Here is a 19,782-nt window from a genome sequence, read left to right as displayed (position 1 = left end):
CTCAGGTGGGGCGCCAGGGCGTTCCGGTGTTGTCGGTGATGTCCTCGGCCGCGACCTGGCGGAGCTGGCGCGAGAGGTCGGACAGGGCGCGCGAGACCGCGAGCTCCTCGCCGATCTCGGGGATGTCCAGGTCCGTGGGGTGCTTGCGGGCCATCCCGTGTCCCCGCAGCGCCGTCCCGTCGTCGGCGACCAGGCCGACCTCGGCCCAGGTGCGTGCGCTGTCGCCCTCGCTCTCCTCGGCGACGACCACGTCGACGTTCCAGCGCTTCGTCGTCTGCATGGCATCGGCCCCCTCTGCGTTCGCGCCCGTGCCGCCGGGCGGGTGTTCGATGTGCGCGTCCGGTCCCGGGTAGACCAGGTCGTCGTGGCCCTGTTCGGCGTGGGCCCAGTGCACCCGGTACGGGGGCTCCCCGCCGGGCCCCCCGACCTCGGTGACGACGCCCGTCCTGCGGTGGGCTTCGGCGCACGGGCTCTCGACCACCAACCGGTCCCCTACGTGTGCTCGCATGGATTCCCCCGCAAACGTCGGATACCTCCATCTTCGGCACTGCGGCGCCGGCGGGCGCCGGGGTTGGCCCTTTGTTGGCGTGGGGCTGGGAGGTTTTTGCCGTGTGCCGTGGTCGGGGCCGCCCCTGGTAGCGTCACGGCGTGGCTCAGCACTACTTCGACTCCGATCCGGGCGCCGCCAGCCGCCCCTCCACCGCCGACCTGGTCCTGCCGGACCTGCACCTGCGGCTGCGCACCGACCGGGGCGTGTTCTCCCCCGACAAGGTCGACCTCGGCACGCGGGTGCTGCTGGAGTCGGTCCCGGCGCCGCCCGAGGGCGGACGCCTGCTCGACCTGGGGTGCGGCTACGGCCCCATCGCCCTGACGATGGCCTCGCGGGCGCCGGGGGCGCGGGTGCTGGGCGTGGACGTCAACGCGCGGGCCGTGGGGCTGGCGCGGCGCAACGCCGCCGAGCACGGGCTGGGCAACGCGCGGTTCGCGGTGGTGGGAGCCGAGGGCGGGCTGTCCGTGGAGCAGGGCGCGGCCGCCGGGGAGGGCGCGCAGGCACAGGAGGGCGCGGCCACCGCCGAGGACCTGCTGGGCCCCTTCGACGCGGTGTGGTCCAACCCGCCCATCCGGGTCGGCAAGGGTGTGCTGCACTCCATGCTGCGCACGTGGCTGGGGCGGCTCACCCCCGAGGGCGTCGCCCATCTCGTGGTCCAGCGCCACCTGGGTTCGGACTCGTTGCAGAAGTGGCTGGACCAGCAGGGACTGCCCGCCGAGCGGGTGTCCTCCCGGGCGGGTTTCCGGGTGCTCGCGGTGCGGCGTTCCGTGGCTTGACGCGGCTTTTGCCGCGATGTGTCACGGGTCATGCGTGCGCCCACGCACGGTGACCTGTACTCTGTGGCGAACAGATGGCCTCCGGGACCAGCCCGGGAACACCCGCCGAGGAAAACACCGCAGTTGAGCACGCAGTTGCGTCCCACGGACGTCAAACGCCTGAACCGCCAGTGGCGCAGGCGCACCGAGGGGCGACTCGCCCTTCTCGTCGAATCGGTCACCCAGCCCTACAACCTGGGCTCGATCCTGCGCACGGCTGCGACCTTCGGTGTCGACCGGCTCTGGTTGACCGGCAACAGCGCCGACCCGGACGATCCCAAGGTCGGCAAGACCGCCCTGGGCACCGCCGCCAAGGTCGAGCACACCCGGATGGCCTCCACCGCCGACGCCCTGGCCGCCGCACGCGCGGACGGGTACCGGGTGGTCGCGGTCGAGCTGGCCTCCGGCGCACTCCCGCTGCACGCGGCTCCCCTGGAGCCCGACGTGTGCCTGGCCGTGGGCGCCGAGGACCACGGCTGCTCCCCCGCCCTGCTCGCGGGCGCGGACGCCGTCACCTACGTTCCCCAGATCGGACGGGTGGGATCGCTCAACGTGGCCGTGGCCACCGCGATCGCGCTCGCCGAGGCCCGCCGCCGGGAGTGGGCCGGGTTCGGCGGAGAGGCCGACGCCCCCGCCGGAAGCTGATCCCCCCGGAAACACCGACCGCCGGGGAACAATCACCCCAGGCCGATCGTCTTCACCCCAGTAGTTCCATATCACCACAACGCGCATAAGGCGCAGAGAGAGGAACAGTGGACCCGTCCCGAAGTACCGGCAGCGTCCTGAACGGATGCTGTGACACAGACGACGAGCCCCCTTCTACGAAGGGTGCGCACCCTCGTAGGAGTCCGAGCCCGAAGCGGAACCAGGCGGTGTGTGCCCGATGATGAGCACCATCCTCAGTATCGCCTTCGGGGTCTTGGTGGTCTTCCTGATCACCGTGGCGACGGGTTACTTCGTCGCCCAGGAGTTCGGTTACATGGCCGTGGACCGCTCGCGACTGCGGGCGAAGGCGGCGGCCGGCGACGTCGGGGCCCAGAGGGCCCTGGGCATCACCAACCGGACGTCCTTCATGCTCTCCGGTGCCCAGCTGGGCATCACCGTGACCGCCCTGCTGGTGGGTTACGTGGCCGAGCCCATGATCGGCGAGGGCGTCGGTGAGCTGCTCGGCCTCGCCGGGGTCCCCACAGGGGTGGGCGTGGCCATCGGCATCGCCCTGGCCCTGTTGTTCTCCACCGTCGTACAGATGGTCTTCGGAGAGCTCTTCCCCAAGAACCTGGCCATCGCCCGGCCCGAGCCGGTCGCTCGCTGGCTGGCGCTGTCCACGGGGATCTACCTGAAGATCTTCGGTCCGGTCATCTGGCTGTTCGACCAGGCGGCGATCCTGCTGCTCAAGGCCGTGCGGATCGAACCGGTCGAGGACGTCCAGCACGCGGCGACCCCGCGCGACCTGGAGAGCATCATCGCCGAGTCCAAGGCCAGCGGCGATCTGCCGCCGGAGCTGTCCACCCTGCTGGACCGCACCCTGGACTTCCACGAGCGCACCGCGGGGCACGCCATGATCCCCCGCCCCGAGGTGACCACGGTGGAGGAGGGCGACCCGGTCAGCCGGGTCGTGGAGCTGATGGCCTCCGACCACTCGCGCTTCCCGGTGCTGGGTGACGGCGTGGACGACATCGTCGGTGTCATCTGCCTGCGCGACGTGCTCGCGATGGGCGACCGCGACCTGGCCCAGACCAAGGTCAGCGAGGTGGCCCGGCAGACCGTGATGCTTCCCGCGTCACTGCCGCTGCCCTCCGCGCTGGACCAGCTGCGCGAGGCTGGCGAGGAGTTCGCCTGCGTGGTGGACGAGTACGGCGGCCTGGCCGGGGTCATCACGACCGAGGACCTGGCCGAGGAGCTGGTCGGCGAGATCGCCGACGAGCACAGCCCCGCGGAGGAGTCCCCCTCCTACCTGGAGGGCGAGGGCTCCTACCTGGTCCCGGGCGCGCTGCACATCGACGAGGTCGAGCGGCTGCTCGGCCACGACCTGCCCGAGGGGGACTACGAGACCCTGGGCGGTCTGGTCGTGCACGAGCTGCACCGGCTCCCCGAGGCCGGTGACACGGTCTCCATCGCCCTGCCCCGCCCGCCCAGCGCGCACGACGAGGACCCCGACATGGGGTTGACCATGGTCGTCAGCGCGGTGCAGAGGCACGTTCCGCACACCGTGGAACTGCGGCTGCACGAGGTCCAGGGCAACGAGTCGCAGGAGGCGTCGGCATGAGTGACATGAACGTGTGGGTGGCGCTCGCGCTGACCGCGGTGATCATCGCGCTGAGCGCCTTCTTCGTGGCGATCGAGTTCGCCCTGGTGGCGGCGCGCCGCTACCGGCTGGAGGAGGCCGCCGAGTCCAGCTTCTCGGCGCGGGCCGCGGTCAAGAGCGCCCGCGACCTGTCGCTGCTGCTGGCCGGATCCCAGCTGGGGATCACCCTGTGCGCCCTGGCGCTGGGCGCGATCTCCAAGCCCGCCGTCCACCACCTGCTGGAGCCGCTGTTCGGCGGCCTGCCGGCGGCGGTCGGCTACGTGGTCTCGTTCGTGCTGTCGCTGTTCGTGGTGACCTTCCTGCACCTGGTGGTGGGTGAGATGGCGCCCAAGTCCTGGGCGATCTCGCACCCGGAGAAGTCGGCGATCATGCTGGCCGTGCCGATGCGGGCGTTCATGTGGTTCACCCGTCCGCTGCTGCTGATGCTCAACGGCATGGCCAACTGGTGCCTGCACCGGCTGGGTGTGGAGGCCGTGGACGAGATGTCGTCCGGGCACGGCCCCGACGACGTGCGCGAACTGGTGGAGCACTCGGCCAAGGCCGGAGCGCTCGACCCCGAGCGCCGCGCCCAGCTGGCCACCGCGCTGGAGGTCAACTCCCGTCCGCTGAACGAGATCGTCACGCCGCGCGAGGAGATCGCGTCGGTGTCCCCGAACTCGACGGTGGACGACATCAAGCAGGTGTCGAGGGAGACCACGCACCTGCGCCTGGTGGTGATGGACGGGGACGAGCCCGTGGGCGTGCTGCACGTGCGCGAGGCGCTGACGAGCCCGGAGGGGACCACCGCGGCCGACCTGATGCGGCCGGTGCTCACCCTGGCCTCGGAGACGCCGATGTACGCGGCGATGGGCATCATGCGGGAGAGCCGCAGCCACCTGTCCCTGGTGGAGTCGGACGGCGAGGTGATCGGACTGGTCACCCTCCAGGACATCCTGGACCGCCTGCTGCTGCTGGACACGGCCGCCTGATCGGGGCCGTGAGGCCGTGAGGGGCCGGGAGGGGCACGTCCCCTCCCGGCCCCTCGCGCGTCGCGGGGTCCCTGCGGTCCTCGCGGAGGGTCCGACGCCCGGCCTCCGCTGCCCCGTGGCACCGGGTGCCGTTGGCGGGGGGCTCCCGCATGAGGCGGGCCGTGTGTCAGCCCACGGGTGTCAGCCCACGGGTTCGATGCGAAGGACGGCGCTGGTGTCGAGGATCTCGACGACCTCCAGACTCATGGCGTCGTTGATGGTCGCGGCGGGCCCCTCGCCGCAGGTGAGCCCGACACCGCCGCCGCCTCCCGAGGTCACACCGCCGCCACCGGCACAGCCCGCGACGCTGTAGCCCGACCCTGTCAGCGGTGCGACCATCTCGATCTCGCCGTCGGTGATCGCCGTCACCTCGATCGGTCCGAGACCGTAGCTCTCCGGCACTGTCACGACGTCCCCCACGGCGACCTCGATCTCACACGTGCCGTCAGCGCACGGCCCGGTCGGCGTGTCCGCCTCCGTGGGAGTCGGACCCGGCTCTGACGCCGATGCCCCGGCCCCGGGCCCACTGGGGCGGTCTTCGGAGGGGGAGCCGTCCGAAGGATCCGGGGAACAGGACGTGAGAGCGGCGAGCACGACGGTGACGACGACGGCGGCGACGACGGCGGTGGATGACGTTCTGCGCATCATGGTCTCCATTGAACGCAGCCACGACCGGGGATGTCCACGGGGCCGGTCCTCCCGAGACCGCGGCGGGCCGCGAAGCAGCTCGGAGGCCGGCGGGGTGAGGACCGGGGACGAGAAGGACACGAAGCAGCGGACCCGGGTCTCAGGGACCGCGAGGCCGTTCCGTCCGGGGTGGTCCCTGAGCCCGCACGCGCCGTGTGTACTCGCGTGTACGAGAAGCGTTCCGGGTCGGGGGCGGGGCCGCGCCGGCCTGAGGGGTCCCGCCGCGCGGCCCGGACGCGAACGCCCGGGTGCGCGGACACGCGAGGGGGGAGGGCGCGGTGTGCGCCCTCCCCCCTTCGCGGGGCGGCGGAGCCCCGCGGGGGTGTCGCCTAGGCGGTCTTGGCCGTCAGGGTCACCTCGATGTTGCCGCGGGTGGCGCGGGAGTAGGGGCACATCTGGTGCGCGCCCTCGACCAGCTCCTCGGCCTTGGCCTGGTCCACGCCCGGGATGGTGACGGTGAGCGCCACGGCCAGCGCCATGCCGTCGTCGGCCTTGCCCAGGCTGACCTGGGCGTCGATGGTGGAACCATCGACGTCGACCTTCTCCTTGCGGGCGACGGCCTTGAGGGCGCCGTGGAAGCAGGCGCCGTAGCCGACGGCGAAGAGCTGCTCGGGGTTGGTGCCGGGGCCGTCGTCGCCGCCCATGCCCTTGGGCACGGACAGGTCGACCTCCAGGCGGCCGTCGTCGGTGCGGCCGTTGCCCTTGCGGCCCTCACCGGTGACGGTGGCGTTGGCGGTGTACATCACGTCGTAGGCCATGGTTGCCTCTTTCGTTCGTGGTCCGTGATCGGTGTGGTGGTGGTCCGGCGAAGGTCCGCGGCCCCGCTCAGCACGGGTCGCGCCTGCGGGAGGCGGTCTCCACCGAACGTGTGAGCAGACCGAGCGCCTCCTGCAACTCCCGGGCCCGCTCCCGGGGCAGCCCGGCCGAGCACAGGACCCGTTCGGGGACCTCCTCGGCGCGTGCGCGCAGCTCGTCTCCCTCGGGGGTGGCCGAGACCTCGACGACGCGCTCGTCGGTGGCGCTGCGTTCGCGGGTCAGGAGCCCGGCGCACTCCAGGCGGCGCAGCAGCGGCGAGAGCGTGCCCGAGTCCAGGTGCAGGGCCCGGCTGAGTTCCTTGACGGTGAGCGTGCCGCGCTCCCAGAGCACGAGCATGACCAGGTACTGGGGATAGGTCAGTTCCAGGTCGCCCAGCAGTTCCCGGTAGAGCCCGGTCATGGCCCGGGAGGCCGCGTAGAGGGAGAAGCACAGCTGGTTGTCCAGGGCGAGGGGGTTCTCCCCTTGCTCTTCGGCCACGGTGTTCCCTCCTGCGCGTGCGGGACCGTTCGGTCGGCACCACCGTAACAGAAATCAGTTGCACACAACATGATCGCGTGCAACTTTTTTGGTGTGTCGCGCGGGGGCGGTGTCCGCGCCCGGCCGGGCGCGGACACCGGACTCCTCAGAGGAAGCTCACTCCCTGGGCCAGCGGCAGCTCGCCGCCGTAGTTGACCGTGTTGGTCGCCCGGCGCATGTAGGCCTTCCAGGAGTCCGAACCCGACTCGCGGCCGCCGCCGGTGTCCTTCTCGCCGCCGAAGGCGCCGCCGATCTCCGCTCCGGAGGTGCCGATGTTGACGTTGACGATCCCGCAGTCGGAACCGGCCGCGGACAGGAAACGCTCGGCCTCGGACTGGTCCTGGGTGAAGATCGACGACGACAGTCCCTGGGGCACTCCGTTGTGCAGCTCCACCGCCTCCTCCAGCGTGCGGTAGGGCATCACGTACAGGACGGGCGCGAAGGTCTCCTCCCGCACGACGGCGCTCTGGCCGGGCATGCGCACCACCGCGGGCTCGACGTAGTAGGCGTCGGCGGCCTCCTCCTCCAGAACCCTGGCGCCGCCCACCAACACCTCGCCGCCCTCGGCCGCGGCCCGCTCCAGCGCCGAGCGCATCGCGGCGTACCCGCGCTCGCCCACCAGCGGTCCCACCAGCGTCGACTCCCCGAAGGGGTCGCCGACGCGGTCGCGCAGCTGCTTGTAGGCGTCCACGATCCGCCGGGTGACCTCCTCGGCCACGTCCTCGTGCACGATGAGGCGGCGCAACGTCGTGCAGCGCTGGCCCGCGGTGCCCGCGGCGGAGAAGACGCTGCCGCGCACCACCAGGTCCAGGTCGGCGGACGGGGCGACCACGGCCGCGTTGTTGCCGCCCAGTTCCAGCAGGTAGCGGCCCATGCGGGCGGCCACCCTGGGCGCCACCTCGCGGCCCATGGCGGTCGAGCCGGTGGCCGACAGCAGGGCCACCCGGGGGTCCTCCGCCAGGGCCTGGCCGATCTCGCGGCCGCCCAGCACGACCCGGTGCAGGCCCCGGGCGGGCGCGCCGACCTCCTCCGCCGCGCGCATGAGCAGGCCGTGGCAGGCCAGCGCGGTGAGCGGGGTCAGCTCCGAGGGCTTCCACACCACGGTGTTGCCGCACACCAGGGCCACACACGTGTTCCACGACCACACCGCGACCGGGAAGTTGAAGGCGGTGATCACGCCGACCACGCCCAGCGGGTGCCAGGTCTCCATGAGCCGGTGGCCGGGCCGCTCGGAGGGCATCGTGCGCCCGTACAGCTGCCGGGACATGCCCACGGCCAGGTCGCAGATGTCGATCATCTCCTGGACCTCGCCCAGGGCCTCGGAGCGGATCTTGCCCGCCTCGATGGTCACCAGCTCGGCCAGGTCGGCCTTGTGCGCGCGCAGCAGCTCACCGAGCCTGTGGACGACCTGTCCGCGCACCGGGGCGGGGGTGTCGCGCCAGGTGGAGGAGAAGGTCTCCTGGGCCGTGGTGACGGCTTGTTCGACGTCGCCGGTGGACTCGTGGCCCAGGGGGAAGAGGTCCTGGCCGGTGATGGGCGACCTCGCCGCGCCGCGGGCCCCGGCCGGTTCCTGGGGCGCCTCGACGCGGCACCGGTCCAGGGCGGCCCGCGCGCGGTCGGCGAGGGAGGCGGTGGTGGGGAGGGCGGAAGTCGGCATGTGCTGCTCTCTCCGTTGAGAGGAACGGGCGGTCACCTCACACCTTGCCAAGTCCGCCCCCGCCGGTCCAGTCCCCGTGTCTCGTTCGCCGGGCGCACCGGTTTCCCTGTCCCCGGGGCGGTCGCGGGCGGCGTTAGACTCGGCTGGCCCCTCCCCCGGCGGCCCTCCGACACCTCTGAGACAGACAGCGACCCCGTGCACCACCACACCACTCCCGAAGAGGACCGCGCCGGTCTCACCGAGCCCCGACTGGTCCTGACCCGCTCCGGTTTCGGCGCCGCCGAGCCCCTGTTCAGCGCCGACCTGCGGGCGAGCGCCGACCTCGCCCAGGCGCGGGAGGCGGTCGCCTCGCACGCCTCCCGGCTGTGGACGGAGGCCGCCCGCGACGGCTCCGACGACCGCCCCCTGTACTGGGCGCGGCTGGTGCTCTCGGCCCGGCTGCGCTCCTGGCGGCCGGGCTTCTCCCTCTCCAACGCCGAGCGCGCCGACCTGCTGCACCTGTTGGAGAAGGGCTCGCGCGGCATCGCCGACCTCGACTTCCCGCCGGGTGACCGGTGGGTACGGGTGGTCGTGACCGGCTTCGACCCCTTCCGCCTGGACGAGGACCCGGCGTGCTCCAACCCGTCCGGCGCGGCGGCGCTGGACCTGAACGGGTGGACGTTCCCCGCGGGCGGACGCACGGCCGTGGTGCGCACCGCGGTGTTCCCGGTGCGCTGGGCGGACTTCGACGCCGGGCTGGTGGAGGAGGCGCTGGCGGAGCAGCACCGGCGCGCGGACGCGGTGGTCACGCTCAGCCGCGGGCGGCCGGGTCGCTTCGACCTGGAGGTGTGGAACGGCGTCTGGCGCGGCGGGGGCGAGGACAACCTGCGGGTGTCGCGCACGGGCCGGGCCCCGGTACCGGGGCCCGACGCCCCGGAGTGGACGCTCTCCTCGCTGCCCCACGAGCGGATCCTGGCGGCGGTGCGGGAGGACCCCTACCCGGTGGTGGTCAACACCGAGGTGGCCGAGGCCGCACCGGACGGCCGCGGGACGGTGGTGCGCCCGGACGGCCCCACGGAGGGGTCGGCTGCGCGCCGCGGGGGCGGCGGGGACTACCTGTCCAACGAGATCGCCTACCGCAACACGCTGCTGCGGGACCGGGCGGGACGGCGGATCGCGGCCGGGCACGTGCACCTGCCCAAGGTGGCCTCCCCGCAGGAGAACCCCGCGGTCCTGGCGCAGGTCCGGCGGATCGTGGCGGCGGTGGCCGCCGACGCGGCGGAGCCCGGGGAGGAGTCGGGGGAGGGCTGATCCTCCCCCGTTTCCCCGGAGCGCCCGCCGCCGCACGGGGTCGGCCCGGGAGCCGCGGCGGTGGGCACCTCCGCCCGCCTCAGTAGGCCGAGTTGGTGGCGAAGACGCTCATGAGCCCCATCGCCCCGTAGAAGAAGAACAGGACGACGTACAGCGCGGTCCCGACGCCGAAGAGCACCCAGGAGATGATGGTGCAGGTCCTGGCTGTCTGGGGGTTGGTGGTGGTCATGGTGAGCGCGATGACGGCCAGGATGACGCCGACGATCGACAGCATCCAGCACAGGCACAGGCCGAAGATGTTGGCGATGAGCGCGCCGATGGCCGAGCCCTGGCTCGCGGGCGGAGGCGGCGGCTGGAAACCGGGGCCGCCGTACCAGCCTCCGGGGGGCGGGGGGAGGCCGCCGCCGGGCGGCGGATACCCTCCGCCTCCCCCGGGAGGGGGCTGGTGGCCACCGCTTCCCCCGCTCGGAGGGAAGTAGCCGCCGGTTCCGGGACCGTAACTCATGGGCGCCTTTCAGGGGTGGACGGAGCGGGAGCTCCGATGGGGGAGGACGTGTCACCGGCATCCGGATTCGCGGGGGAACACCGTGTACGTCCCTTCGGAATCAGTATGGCCGGAACGCGGACCCGCGAAGGACCGACGCCCCCGTATCCGCACCGGGTTTCGGACAGCGTGGGTGTGAGGCCGCAAAGCCCCGCGACCGGGGCCCGGCTCCGCGCCCCGGGCCCGCCGGGGGCGGCACTGCGGCGCCGCCCTCCTCTCGGTCCTTTCCGGAGGCGGCGGGCGGACTCCCGAAGGCGCGCCGGGTGAACGGAGCGTGACCGGATGCCGGCCACGCGGAGTGAGCGGACGCCTGCGAGGCGATTCACGCTGAGGTGAGCGGCTCAGATATGGTCCCCCTCGTGGCTGTCACCTCACTACGACGCAAACTCTCCGTCAGCGCGGCCGTGGGTCTGCTCCTGATCCCCGGCTGCCGTGCAGTGGACCAGGAGCTGCCCTACGTCGAGCCGGTCCGCTCCTCGCCCGACGACCTGGCGGGGATGGAGTCGCGCACCGTGTCGGTGGACACCGACGACAGCGTGGTGAGCTACCGCTACCCGCGGTTGGGCGGCGCCCACCCGCTGACGGTGGAGGCGCACACCGCCATGGCCGCCCGCCAGAGCGCCTTCCTGGAGGGCCTGCCCGAGGACGGGACCCCCGAGCTGCGCCAGGACACGGCCATCCTCGCCGCCTCACCGGAGGTGGTGGGCGCGCGGCTGACCGCGACCGTCTCCTCCGGAGGGGACGAGACCTTCGAGGCCAGCACCCTGTGGTACGACGCGGGCAGTGACGAGGTGCTGCCCTGGACGTCTCTGTTCCGGGACGAGGAGGCGATCGAGCAGGCCCACGTGGCCCTGGCCGACGTCCTGGAGGAGGGGTACAACCTGTCCGAGCGCCAGCTGCCCGGGTTGGTCGGCGAGGTCGCCTCGGGCGAGCGGTCGGCGCCGGAGGGCGGCGTGTCCGGTGACGGGCAGGACGCGACGGCGAACGGGGAGACGGGCGCAGAACCCGGCGGGGAATCCAGCGGGGAGGCGGACGCGACGTCTGGGCCGCTCGACCTGTCCGAGCCCGACCAGGCCCGGGAGGCCGCCGAGCGCTGGGAGGGCTCGCCGCTGGGCGACCTGGCCTTCAGCACGGCGGGCGGCCTGGCCGTGCGGATGGACCCCGACGAGGTGCCCGACGCGGGCCGGGTCAGCGAGGTGCTGGTTCCGGTGGAGGCCGCCGACGTCGAGGGGCTGCTGTCCGAGCTGGGCTACCGGGCCCGGGAGGCGGCTCTGAACGGGGACGGTCTGGGCGACGACCTCTCCGAGGACGAGGGGGGCCTGAGCGCCCAGGGGCCCACCCTGGACTGCCAGCGGCTCAGGTGCGTGGCGCTGACCTTCGACGACGGGCCCGGCAAGCACACCGACCAGCTGCTGGACAGCCTGGCCGAGTACGACGCGCACGCCACGTTCTACGTGCTGGGCTCGCTCGTGGACGAGTTCCCCGCACCGGTGGAGCGCATGGCCGAGGAGGGCCACGAGCTGGGCAACCACACCTGGAAGCACGACGACCTGGCGAAGATGTCGGCCGACGAGATCCGCAAGGACATCGAGCGCACCAACGCGGCCGTGCGCGAGGTGACCGGGTCGGACCCGCTGACCATCCGGCCGCCCTACGGGTCGCTGAACGGGACGGTGCGCAAGACGGTGGAGCAGCCCCTGGTGCTGTGGGACGTGGACACGCTGGACTGGAAGAGCCGCGACAGCGAGGACGTCAGTGAGGCGGCGCTGGACAACACCGTGCCGGGAAGCGTGGTGCTCTTCCACGACATCCACGAGAGCTCCGTGGAGGCGGTCCCGGACGTGCTGGCGGGTCTGCACCGGCAGGGCTACCACTTCGTGACGGTCAGCGACATCTTCGGCTACCAGGGCATGGAGTCGGGCGACGTGTACACCGACGCGCGGCTCTCCCGAGCCCCCTGTGCGCTCCCCCGTCCGCGCGGCGGGGAAGGGTCCGACCGGGGAGGGTTCCGGGACCAGGGAGAGGTCCCGGCCGGGAGTCCGGGAGGTCGCGGCCGGAAGGGTGCCGACGCGGGGGAGGACGCGCCTTTCCCTCGAACAAAAGGGACATTACCCGCCCGAGAAAGAAAACGCTGGAGGCAATCACCTCCCCCGGCGGACCCGATGGGCTAGGTTGCGTTTCCGAGGCCTGCACGATTCCTTTCCCAAACCACCCCCAAAAGGAAAAGCCTCGTTTCTCCCATTCGCCCGCACCCATCTTCCGCACGGAGGCACGAGCAGTGGCACCAGCGAAAACCGAGGCAGAGGAGTCCTCCGGGAAGGCCCCCAAGGGGTCGATCATCGTGAGTTGGCTGACCTCGACCGACCACAAGGTCATCGGGTACATGTACATCATCACCGCCTTCGCCTTCTTCGCCTTCGGCGGAATCCTGGCGGTGCTCATCCGCGCCGAACTGTTCTTCCCGGGCATGCAGATCATGTCCAACGAGGAGTTCAACCAACTCTTCACCATGCACGGCACGATCATGCTGCTGCTCTTCGCGACCCCGCTGTTCGTCGGTTTCGGCAACGTGATCATGCCGTTGCAGATCGGCGCGCCCGACGTGGCGTTCCCGAGGATGAACCTGTTCGGCTACTACCTGTTCCTGTTCGGCGGGCTGATCGTCGCGGCCGGGTTCCTCACTCCGGGCGGCGCGGCCAGCTTCGGCTGGTTCGCCTACACGCCGCTGTCCTCGGCGGTCCACTCACCGGGGGTGGGGGGCAACCTGTGGATCATGGGGCTGGTGGTCTCGGGTCTGGGCACGATCCTGGGTGCGGTCAACTTCATCACCACCGCCCTGTGCATGCGCGCGCCCGGCATGACGATGTTCCGCATGCCGATCTTCACCTGGAACATCATTCTCACCAGCGTGCTGGTGCTCATCGCGTTCCCCGTGTTGACGGCGGCCCTGATCGCGCTGGGCGCGGACCGCATCGTCGGCACCCAGGTGTTCAGCGCCGAGCACGGCGGCGCCATCCTGTGGCAGCACCTGTTCTGGTTCTTCGGCCACCCGGAGGTGTACATCATCGCGCTGCCGTTCTTCGGCATCGTGACCGAGATCCTGCCGGTGTTCAGCCGCAAGCCGATCTTCGGCTACAAGGGGCTGGTGGCGGCGACCATCGCCATCACCGGCCTGTCGGTGACGGTGTGGGCGCACCACATGTTCCCGACGGGTGCGGTGCTGCTGCCGTTCTTCTCGTTCATGAGCTTCCTCATCGCGGTGCCGACCGGCGTGAAGTTCTTCAACTGGATCGGCACCATGTGGCGGGGCCAGATCACCTTCGAGACGCCGATGCTGTTCTCGATCGGGTTCCTGGTGACCTTCCTGTTCGGCGGTCTGACCGGTGTGCTGCTGGCCTCCCCGCCGATCGACTTCCACGTCACCGACTCCTACTTCGTGGTGGCCCACTTCCACTACGTGGTGTTCGGCACGGTGGTGTTCGCGATGTTCGCGGGCTTCTACTTCTGGTGGCCCAAGTTCACCGGGACGATGCTCAACGAGAAGCTGGGCAAGTTCCACTTCTGGCTGCTGTTCCTGGGCTTCCACGGCACGTTCCTGGTGCAGCACTGGCTGGGCGCCGCGGGCTTCCCGCGCCGCTACGCCGACTACCTGCCCACCGACGGGTTCACCGAGCTCAACCAGATCTCCTCGGTCTCCTCGTTCGTGCTGGCGGCCTCGACTCTGATCTTCTTCTGGAACGTCGTCCTGACCGCGCGGACGGCTCCCCAGGTGGGGATGGACGACCCGTGGGGCTACGGCTGCTCGCTGGAGTGGGCGACGTCCTGTCCGCCGCCGCGACACAACTTCGCGTCGCTGCCGCGGATCCGTTCCGAGCGTCCCGCGTTCGACCTGAACCACCCGCACGTGGCGGCGCAGGCCCTGGACGCCGGGCGCGAGGAGGCCGCCCCGAGGCGCTGACCCGCGTGCGCGGGGGCGGGCGGCGCTGACGCCCTCCCCCGCGCGGATGCTCAGAGGAACCGGCGCAGCAGCTTCTGCTTGAGGTCGGTGACGGGCGCGTAGGCGATGCGCATGGTGTCCATGAACAGCGACTTGTCCAGCACCGACTTGGTGTGCGAGAAGGTGTCGAGGGAGGCCGCGGAGTGGTAGGCGCCCATGCCGCTGTCCCCCACGCCGCCGAAGGGCAGGTCGGGGACGGCCAGGTGGGCGATCGGCAGGCCGAAGGCCAGGCCGCCCGAGGAGGTCTCGGTGGTCAGGCGGCGTTTGGTCTCCTCGGAGTCGGTGAAGGCGTACAGTGCCAGCGGCTTGTCGCGTTCGTTGACGAAGGCGATGGCCGCGTCCAGGTCGGGGACCCGCAGGACCGGCAGGACGGGGCCGAAGATCTCCTCCGACATCACCGGGGAGTCGGGGTCCACGTCGCCCAGGACGGTGGGGGCGACGTAGAGCCGGTCGATGTCGTGCTGTCCCCCGGTGACCACGGTGCCGCTCCCCAGCAGGGCGGTGATCCGGGCGAAGTGGCGCTCGTTGACGATGCGCCCGTAGTCGGCGCTGTGTGAGGGGTCCTCGCCGAACATCTCGGTGATGGCGGCGGTCAGCTCGCGCTGGAGCGGTTCGGCGGTGTCGCCGACGGCGAGCACGTAGTCGGGGGCCACACAGGTCTGTCCGGTGTTGGTGAACTTGCCCCAGGCCAGGCGGCGGGCGGTGGTGGCCAGGTCCACGCCGGGTTCGACGATGGCGGGGCTCTTGCCGCCCAGTTCCAGGGTGACGGGGGTCAGGTGCTTGGCGGCGGCGGCCATGACGATGCGGGCCACGGCGCCGTTGCCGGTGTAGAAGATGTGGTCGAAGCGCTCCTCCAGCAGGGCGGTGCTCTCGGGGATGCCGCCCTCCACGACCGCGACCGCCTCGGTGTCCAGGTAGCGGGGCAGCATCTCGGCCAGGACGGCGGAGGTGGCCGGGGCGAGTTCGCTGGGCTTGACCAGGGCGGCGTTGCCCGCGGCGAGGGCGCCGACCAGGGGCGCCAGGGACAGGTTCACCGGGTAGTTCCACGGGGCGATGATCAGCACGGTGCCCAGCGGCTCGCGCACGCGGCGGGCCCTGGCCGGGGCCAGGGCGACGGGTACCGGCACCCGCTGCGGGCGCAGCCAGGAGGCCAGGTGCCTGAGGGTGTGGTCGATCTCGTTGACGACGAAGCCGATCTCGGTGGTGTGGGCCTCGATGGGGCTCTTGCCGAGGTCGGCTCCGAGCGCGCCTTCGAACGCGGTGCGCTGTTCGGTGAGCATGCGGCGCAGCGCGCGCAGCTGGGCGCGGCGCCAGGCGACGGGCTTGGTGCGGCCGGAGGCGAAGGCGGCGCGCAGGCGGGCGACCACCGGCGGGATCTCGGTGGTCAGGGTCAGCGGCTCGGCGGGGGGACGGGGGGCGGCCTCGGCGACGTCTGCGGCCTCGGCTGCGGGAGCGCCTTGGGTGTTGGTCATGGGGCGATACTAAACGAAACGCTTTCGTTTCCCTAGGCCTCACTCGCATAGAATTCGGGGTATGACCACCGACCATCTGCCCGACGCCTCGCGCGCCCCCCACCGGGGCCGACCGCGCGACGCCGCCCGGGACCGCGCGCTGATGGACGCCACCCTCACCGAACTCGAACTGCACGGGTACGGCGGCCTGACCACGGCCGCCGTCGCCCGGCGGGCCGGCGTCTCCACCGCCACCCTCTACAGGCGCTGGCGCTCCAAGGAGGACCTGGTACTGGGGGCCGCCCGGGACTGGGCGGAGAACCTGGGGCCCGACCGCGACACCGGCGCGCTGCACTCGGACCTGTCCCGGCTCCTGCACGACAAGGCCGCGGCCCTGGAGGGTTCCTCGGGAAGGCTGCTGCGCGCGGTGCTGGGCGAGGCCGCGCACAACCAGGCGCTCGCCGACGCGCTCTTCGGCGACTTCGTGGTGCCGCTCCAGGAGCGGGTGCTGGCGGTGGTGGAGCGCGCCGTCGCGCGCGGGGAGATCCCGCCGGTGGAGGACCCCCTGGTGGTCGCGGAGATGGTCATCGGCCCGATGGTCAGCCACACGTTCCTGGTGCCGCCCGCTCCCGGCGCCTCCCCGGGCCACGACATGGCCGACCGGCTCCTGCCCTACCTGCTGCGCGCCCTGGGGCACCCGGAGACGGAAGACACCGGAGGGGCCCGGCCCTCCGACCTGGCCGAGAGTGCCCCGGGCGGTCGCACCGGCTGAGGCCGTGGGACCGTACGGCCCCCAGAGGGCCCTCCCCGGGCGGCGGCAGGACGCCGCGGCCCGGGCCCCACCGCACCTGGAGCGGTGGCGACAGGAGTGGGAACACCTCTGGCCTCCTCGCGTGGACGCTGTTACTGTCGGGGCAACGACCTACCTGATCCCCAGGGGAGTCCGCGCCGTTCGGCGTGCTCGATCCCCGGAGGTAGGCATGTTCTCGATCGATGCTCCAGGTCAGTCCACGGCGCTGTGGGACATGGTCGACGGACCGATGCCGCGCGGACTGCTGGGCGCCGGTGACCCCGATGTACACGTGATCGACGGCGTCCCGACGATGTACCTGGGCGGCTTCTCCACGACGTTTCGCAACCGTCTCTACCGTGCGCGTCTGGCACCCGGTCAGGCGCTGGACAGCGGACGGTGGGTGTTCGACACCGACGCACGCGGCCGGGTGAGGCCGCTGGTCGTGGATCCTCCCCGTGACGGATGGGACCGCGCGGGGATGCACACGCCCTCGTTCGTGCCCGGAGCCGACGGCCGTCCGCCGCGCCTCTACTACACCGGGCGCGCCTCGCTCCGGCACTACGGAACCCGCAGCAGCTACGCGATCGGGGTCCTGGAGTACCGCGGGGGACGGTGGGAGCGCCGCGCGAAGCCCGTCCTGCGCGGCAGCGCGCCCCGAATGAGCGTTCTGGAACCTCTCGTGGTCCATGACCGGGGCCGCTACCTGATGTGGTTCCAGGCGAACCCGAACGAGATCGGGCCGGGCGAGCTGCCCGACTACGAACTCCGGGTCACCGAGAGCACCGACGGCATCTCGTGGTCGGCGCCGAAGGTATTCGCGGGGCCCGAGGAGGGGTTCTTCGACAACGCCGTCCACCGCGTGGGCGACCGGTGGGTCATGGTGCTGGCCCGGGGATCGAATCTGCACGGCACACCGCGCTTTCCCGCCCAGGGCCTGTGGGTCACCACGGCCACCGAACTCGTCCCGGAACGGTCGGGGTGGACGGCCCCGGTGCGGGTGCTGGACACCGACCGCGCGGACACGCCGGAGTGGATGGCGCGCGGTGTGTACGGGCCCGCACTGCACGCGCTGGAGGGAGCCGGTGAGGCGGTGCTGATGTACACCGCGACCAGGGACGCCCCGAAGTGGGCCGAGTTCAACGTGCGCCGCCTGCTACAGGGCAGGCGCCCGGTCGTGCCCTCCCCCTTCTATCTCGCGGTGGGGCGGTCGCGCCTGACAGCCCTGCCCCGCGGCACGGGCGGGAACGAGGGCTGAGAGCGGTCAGCGGGACGATGCGGCTCGCGAGTCGGTCGAAGACCAGCGCCAGGCAGGCCGTGCGACGGCCGCCGTCGCGGTCCCCCCCGCCCGCGGGAGGGGCTCTCGTCCGCGGGCGGCTGCGCGATGCCGTTGATTGGTGACGGCCGCCGTGTACACGGTGTTCCACACCACGGTGCGGTCCAGGACCGGGCCCAGAGCGCCGAACCGGTCCTCCGTGGCCCCGATGCGGCGCTGGCGCGGCTCGCCGCGTCTGCCGTGGCCGACGCGGCGTCCCAGCGCGTGGCGGGACTCCCGCGGCGTGGCCCGGGGCCCGCGGACCGCCGGACCGGCCCCGCGCAGCCGCACCCCTTTCCGGGGTGCGGCTGCGCCCCGCCCGACGTCAGCCCACCGTCGCCGGCTCCCAGGCGCGCTCGACCACGCGCACCAGGCCCCGGTCGGTGATCTTCACGCTCGGGGACACCGCCAGGGTCAGGGTCGACAGGCTCATGAACGCGTTGCGGTTGTCCCAGCCCCACGCCGCCAGCTCCGCCCGCAGCTCCCGGGTGGCCCGGGCCACCTCGTCGGCGGGCCGCTCCGACATGACCCCGCCGATGGGCAGGGCGATCCCGGCGCCCGCTCCGCCCTCGCGGACCAGGTTCATGCCGCCGCCCCAGGACACCACCCGGGCGGCGGCCTCGCGCAGCGCGTCCTCGCTCGTGGCCACGACCGTGAGGTTGTGGCTGTCGTGGGCGTAGGTGGTGGCGAAGGCCCCCGCGCCCAGTTCCTGGCCGGTGACCGGCGCGAACGCCACCCCGCCCGCCCCGGTGTGGCGTTCGAAGACCGCCACCACCGCGGTCCTGCCCTGCCAGTCGACCACTCCCCCGCGCACGGGCAGCACGACCTCGTCCGGCTCGGTGTAGGTGTCCACCGCGTTCACCCGCAGCGCGCGGAAGGCGTGTTCGCCGTCGGGCAGGTCCACCCGCCATCGGGCCGCCTCCGCGTCGGGCGCGCTGATGCGCACCGTGCCGCCGAACGGGTGGTCCGGCGCGGGCCCGGGGCCGGTGAGCGGGGCGCCGTCGCGGCCCACGACCGTTCCGCCCGCGATCGCGACCACGGGGGTGAGCTCGGTGAGCGAGCGCAGCAGGACCAGGTCGGCGCGCTTGCCCGGGGTGACGGTCCCCCGGTCGTCGAGGCCGAGCCTGCGCGCGGGCTGGAGCGTGAGCGCCCGCAGCACCGCCAGCGGGGGCAGCCCGCGTTCGAGAGCCACCGACCCCACCCGGTCCAGGTGGCCGGTGCTCACGATCGCGTCCACGACGATGTCGTCGGTGACCAGGCAGAAGTCGGGCAGGTGCGGCAGCTCCAGCAGCGCCCGCACGACCTCGGGGGTCAGGCACTTCTCCTGGAGCATCAACAGCATGCCCAGGCGGGCCTTCTCCACCGCCACCTCAGCGGTGTTCTTGCAGTGGTCGGAGTCGATCCCGGCCCACAGGTACTCGCCCAGCTCGGCCCCGGACAGGTTGGGGCAGTGCCCGTCCAGGCGCACGCCCCGGCTGCGGGCCTCGGCGATGATGGCGCCCATCCTGGGGTCGCCCGAGACCACCGCGCGGTAGTCCATCACCTCGCCGAGGGTGGTGACCCCCTCCCAGTCCAGCATCTCGGCGACGTCGCCGGCGTCGAGGCGGGCCCCGGCCGTCTCGAACCCGTCGAGCGCGGGCACGCACGAGGGCACCGCCCAGCGCATGGTCTGCCGGGTGGCCCCGCCCTGCCCGATCATCCACGCCTGCCCGTCGCGCCCGGCAACGTTGACGATCTCGTGGGCGTCGGCGAGCACGGTCGTGGTGCCGCGCGCGAGCGTGACCCGGGCGAACTCGGCCGGGGCCAGCAGCGAGCTCTCGATGTGCATGTGCGCGTCCACGTACCCGGGCGCGACCACGAGCCCGTCGGCGTCGACGGTCTCGCGGGCCTCGACCGGGGTCCCCGGCGGCAGCACCGCGCGGATCGCGTCGCCGACCACGGCGACGTCGGCCCGCCACACCTGGCCGGTGTGGACGGAGACGACGTCTCCGCCGCGGATGAGCAGGTCTGCGGTGAACATCGGAGTCGGTTCCCCTTCCGGT

At 72.3% G+C, this 19,782-nt stretch carries 18 protein-coding genes; 9 read left to right on the top strand and 9 right to left on the bottom strand.

Annotated features, from left to right (window positions below):
• Window position 1 precedes the first annotated feature (1 nt).
• Window positions 2-508, bottom strand: coding sequence for a dsRBD fold-containing protein (locus tag HGB44_RS27115; protein WP_082768393.1), 507 nt, complete (start codon window positions 506-508; stop codon window positions 2-4).
• A 140-nt stretch (window positions 509-648) separates the two neighbouring features.
• Between HGB44_RS27115 and HGB44_RS27110 the strand changes: the two genes are divergently transcribed.
• From HGB44_RS27110 to HGB44_RS27095, 4 genes are all read left to right on the top strand, one after another.
• The gene (locus HGB44_RS27110; protein WP_061080967.1) at window positions 649-1,326 is read left to right on the top strand and encodes a class I SAM-dependent methyltransferase; all 678 of its coding nucleotides are present in this window, start codon (window positions 649-651) and stop codon (window positions 1,324-1,326) included.
• Window positions 1,327-1,449: 123 nt separating this feature from the next.
• Window positions 1,450-2,010, top strand: a complete 561-nt coding sequence (locus tag HGB44_RS27105; protein ID WP_061080966.1) for a TrmH family RNA methyltransferase — start codon at window positions 1,450-1,452, stop codon at window positions 2,008-2,010.
• Between the two features lie 238 nt (window positions 2,011-2,248).
• Window positions 2,249-3,631, top strand: coding sequence for a hemolysin family protein (locus tag HGB44_RS27100; protein ID WP_061080965.1), 1,383 nt, complete (start codon window positions 2,249-2,251; stop codon window positions 3,629-3,631).
• Window positions 3,628-4,638: a hemolysin family protein gene (locus HGB44_RS27095; protein ID WP_061080964.1), complete on the top strand. Its 1,011-nt coding sequence runs from the start codon at window positions 3,628-3,630 to the stop codon at window positions 4,636-4,638. The genes HGB44_RS27100 and HGB44_RS27095 overlap by 4 nt, the downstream gene beginning before the upstream one ends.
• Before the next feature lie 180 nt (window positions 4,639-4,818).
• Here the strand turns inward: HGB44_RS27095 and HGB44_RS27090 are convergent, their stop codons facing one another.
• From HGB44_RS27090 to amaB, 4 genes are all read right to left on the bottom strand, one after another.
• Entirely contained in the window at window positions 4,819-5,085 is a 267-nt protein-coding gene (locus tag HGB44_RS27090) for a hypothetical protein (RefSeq protein WP_231972457.1), read from the bottom strand.
• A 608-nt stretch (window positions 5,086-5,693) separates the two neighbouring features.
• Complete coding sequence (locus HGB44_RS27085) at window positions 5,694-6,122, bottom strand: organic hydroperoxide resistance protein (RefSeq protein ID WP_061080962.1); 429 nt, start codon at window positions 6,120-6,122, stop codon at window positions 5,694-5,696.
• 67 nt (window positions 6,123-6,189) lie between these two features.
• Window positions 6,190-6,657, bottom strand: a complete 468-nt coding sequence (locus tag HGB44_RS27080; RefSeq protein ID WP_061080961.1) for a MarR family winged helix-turn-helix transcriptional regulator — start codon at window positions 6,655-6,657, stop codon at window positions 6,190-6,192.
• Between the two features lie 145 nt (window positions 6,658-6,802).
• Window positions 6,803-8,353, bottom strand: coding sequence for an L-piperidine-6-carboxylate dehydrogenase (gene amaB / locus HGB44_RS27075; RefSeq protein WP_061080960.1), 1,551 nt, complete (start codon window positions 8,351-8,353; stop codon window positions 6,803-6,805).
• A 195-nt stretch (window positions 8,354-8,548) separates the two neighbouring features.
• Here amaB and HGB44_RS27070 point away from each other — a divergent pair, with 195 nt between their 5' ends.
• Window positions 8,549-9,643, top strand: a complete 1,095-nt coding sequence (locus HGB44_RS27070; RefSeq protein WP_061080959.1) for a hypothetical protein — start codon at window positions 8,549-8,551, stop codon at window positions 9,641-9,643.
• Window positions 9,644-9,722: 79 nt separating this feature from the next.
• Here the strand turns inward: HGB44_RS27070 and HGB44_RS31650 are convergent, their stop codons facing one another.
• The gene (locus HGB44_RS31650) at window positions 9,723-10,148 is read right to left on the bottom strand and encodes a hypothetical protein (protein ID WP_061080958.1); all 426 of its coding nucleotides are present in this window, start codon (window positions 10,146-10,148) and stop codon (window positions 9,723-9,725) included.
• 386 nt (window positions 10,149-10,534) lie between these two features.
• Here HGB44_RS31650 and HGB44_RS27060 point away from each other — a divergent pair, with 386 nt between their 5' ends.
• Window positions 10,535-12,358: a polysaccharide deacetylase family protein gene (locus tag HGB44_RS27060; RefSeq protein ID WP_231972467.1), complete on the top strand. Its 1,824-nt coding sequence runs from the start codon at window positions 10,535-10,537 to the stop codon at window positions 12,356-12,358.
• 107 nt (window positions 12,359-12,465) lie between these two features.
• Window positions 12,466-14,145: an aa3-type cytochrome oxidase subunit I gene (gene ctaD / locus HGB44_RS27055; protein ID WP_168444162.1), complete on the top strand. Its 1,680-nt coding sequence runs from the start codon at window positions 12,466-12,468 to the stop codon at window positions 14,143-14,145.
• Window positions 14,146-14,195: 50 nt separating this feature from the next.
• Here the strand turns inward: ctaD and HGB44_RS27050 are convergent, their stop codons facing one another.
• Window positions 14,196-15,656, bottom strand: a complete 1,461-nt coding sequence (locus HGB44_RS27050; protein WP_061081416.1) for an aldehyde dehydrogenase family protein — start codon at window positions 15,654-15,656, stop codon at window positions 14,196-14,198.
• A gap of 61 nt (window positions 15,657-15,717) precedes the next feature.
• On the opposite strand from HGB44_RS27050, the gene HGB44_RS27045 reads away from it, so the two are divergent.
• Entirely contained in the window at window positions 15,718-16,407 is a 690-nt protein-coding gene (locus HGB44_RS27045; protein WP_061081417.1) for a TetR/AcrR family transcriptional regulator, read from the top strand.
• Window positions 16,408-16,615: 208 nt separating this feature from the next.
• Window positions 16,616-17,683, top strand: a complete 1,068-nt coding sequence (locus HGB44_RS27040) for a glycoside hydrolase family protein (RefSeq protein ID WP_061081418.1) — start codon at window positions 16,616-16,618, stop codon at window positions 17,681-17,683.
• A 6-nt stretch (window positions 17,684-17,689) separates the two neighbouring features.
• On the opposite strand, the gene HGB44_RS32885 is transcribed toward HGB44_RS27040, so the two are convergent.
• Window positions 17,690-18,031 (bottom strand): Tn3 family transposase, encoded by a 342-nt coding sequence (locus tag HGB44_RS32885; protein ID WP_168444161.1) that lies wholly within the window; start codon window positions 18,029-18,031, stop codon window positions 17,690-17,692.
• 34 nt (window positions 18,032-18,065) lie between these two features.
• On the bottom strand, window positions 18,066-19,760 hold the full coding sequence (locus HGB44_RS27030; protein WP_061081419.1) for an adenine deaminase C-terminal domain-containing protein: 1,695 nt from the start codon (window positions 19,758-19,760) through the stop codon (window positions 18,066-18,068).
• Between the last annotated feature and the right edge of the window lie 22 nt (window positions 19,761-19,782).

Origin of the sequence: Nocardiopsis alborubida, assembly GCF_012396365.1 — a bacterium.
Lineage (GTDB): Bacteria > Actinomycetota > Actinomycetes > Streptosporangiales > Streptosporangiaceae > Nocardiopsis > Nocardiopsis alborubida.
The sequence above is the reverse complement of the archived record's forward strand: the minus strand, read 5'-3'. Positions and strand labels throughout refer to the sequence as shown.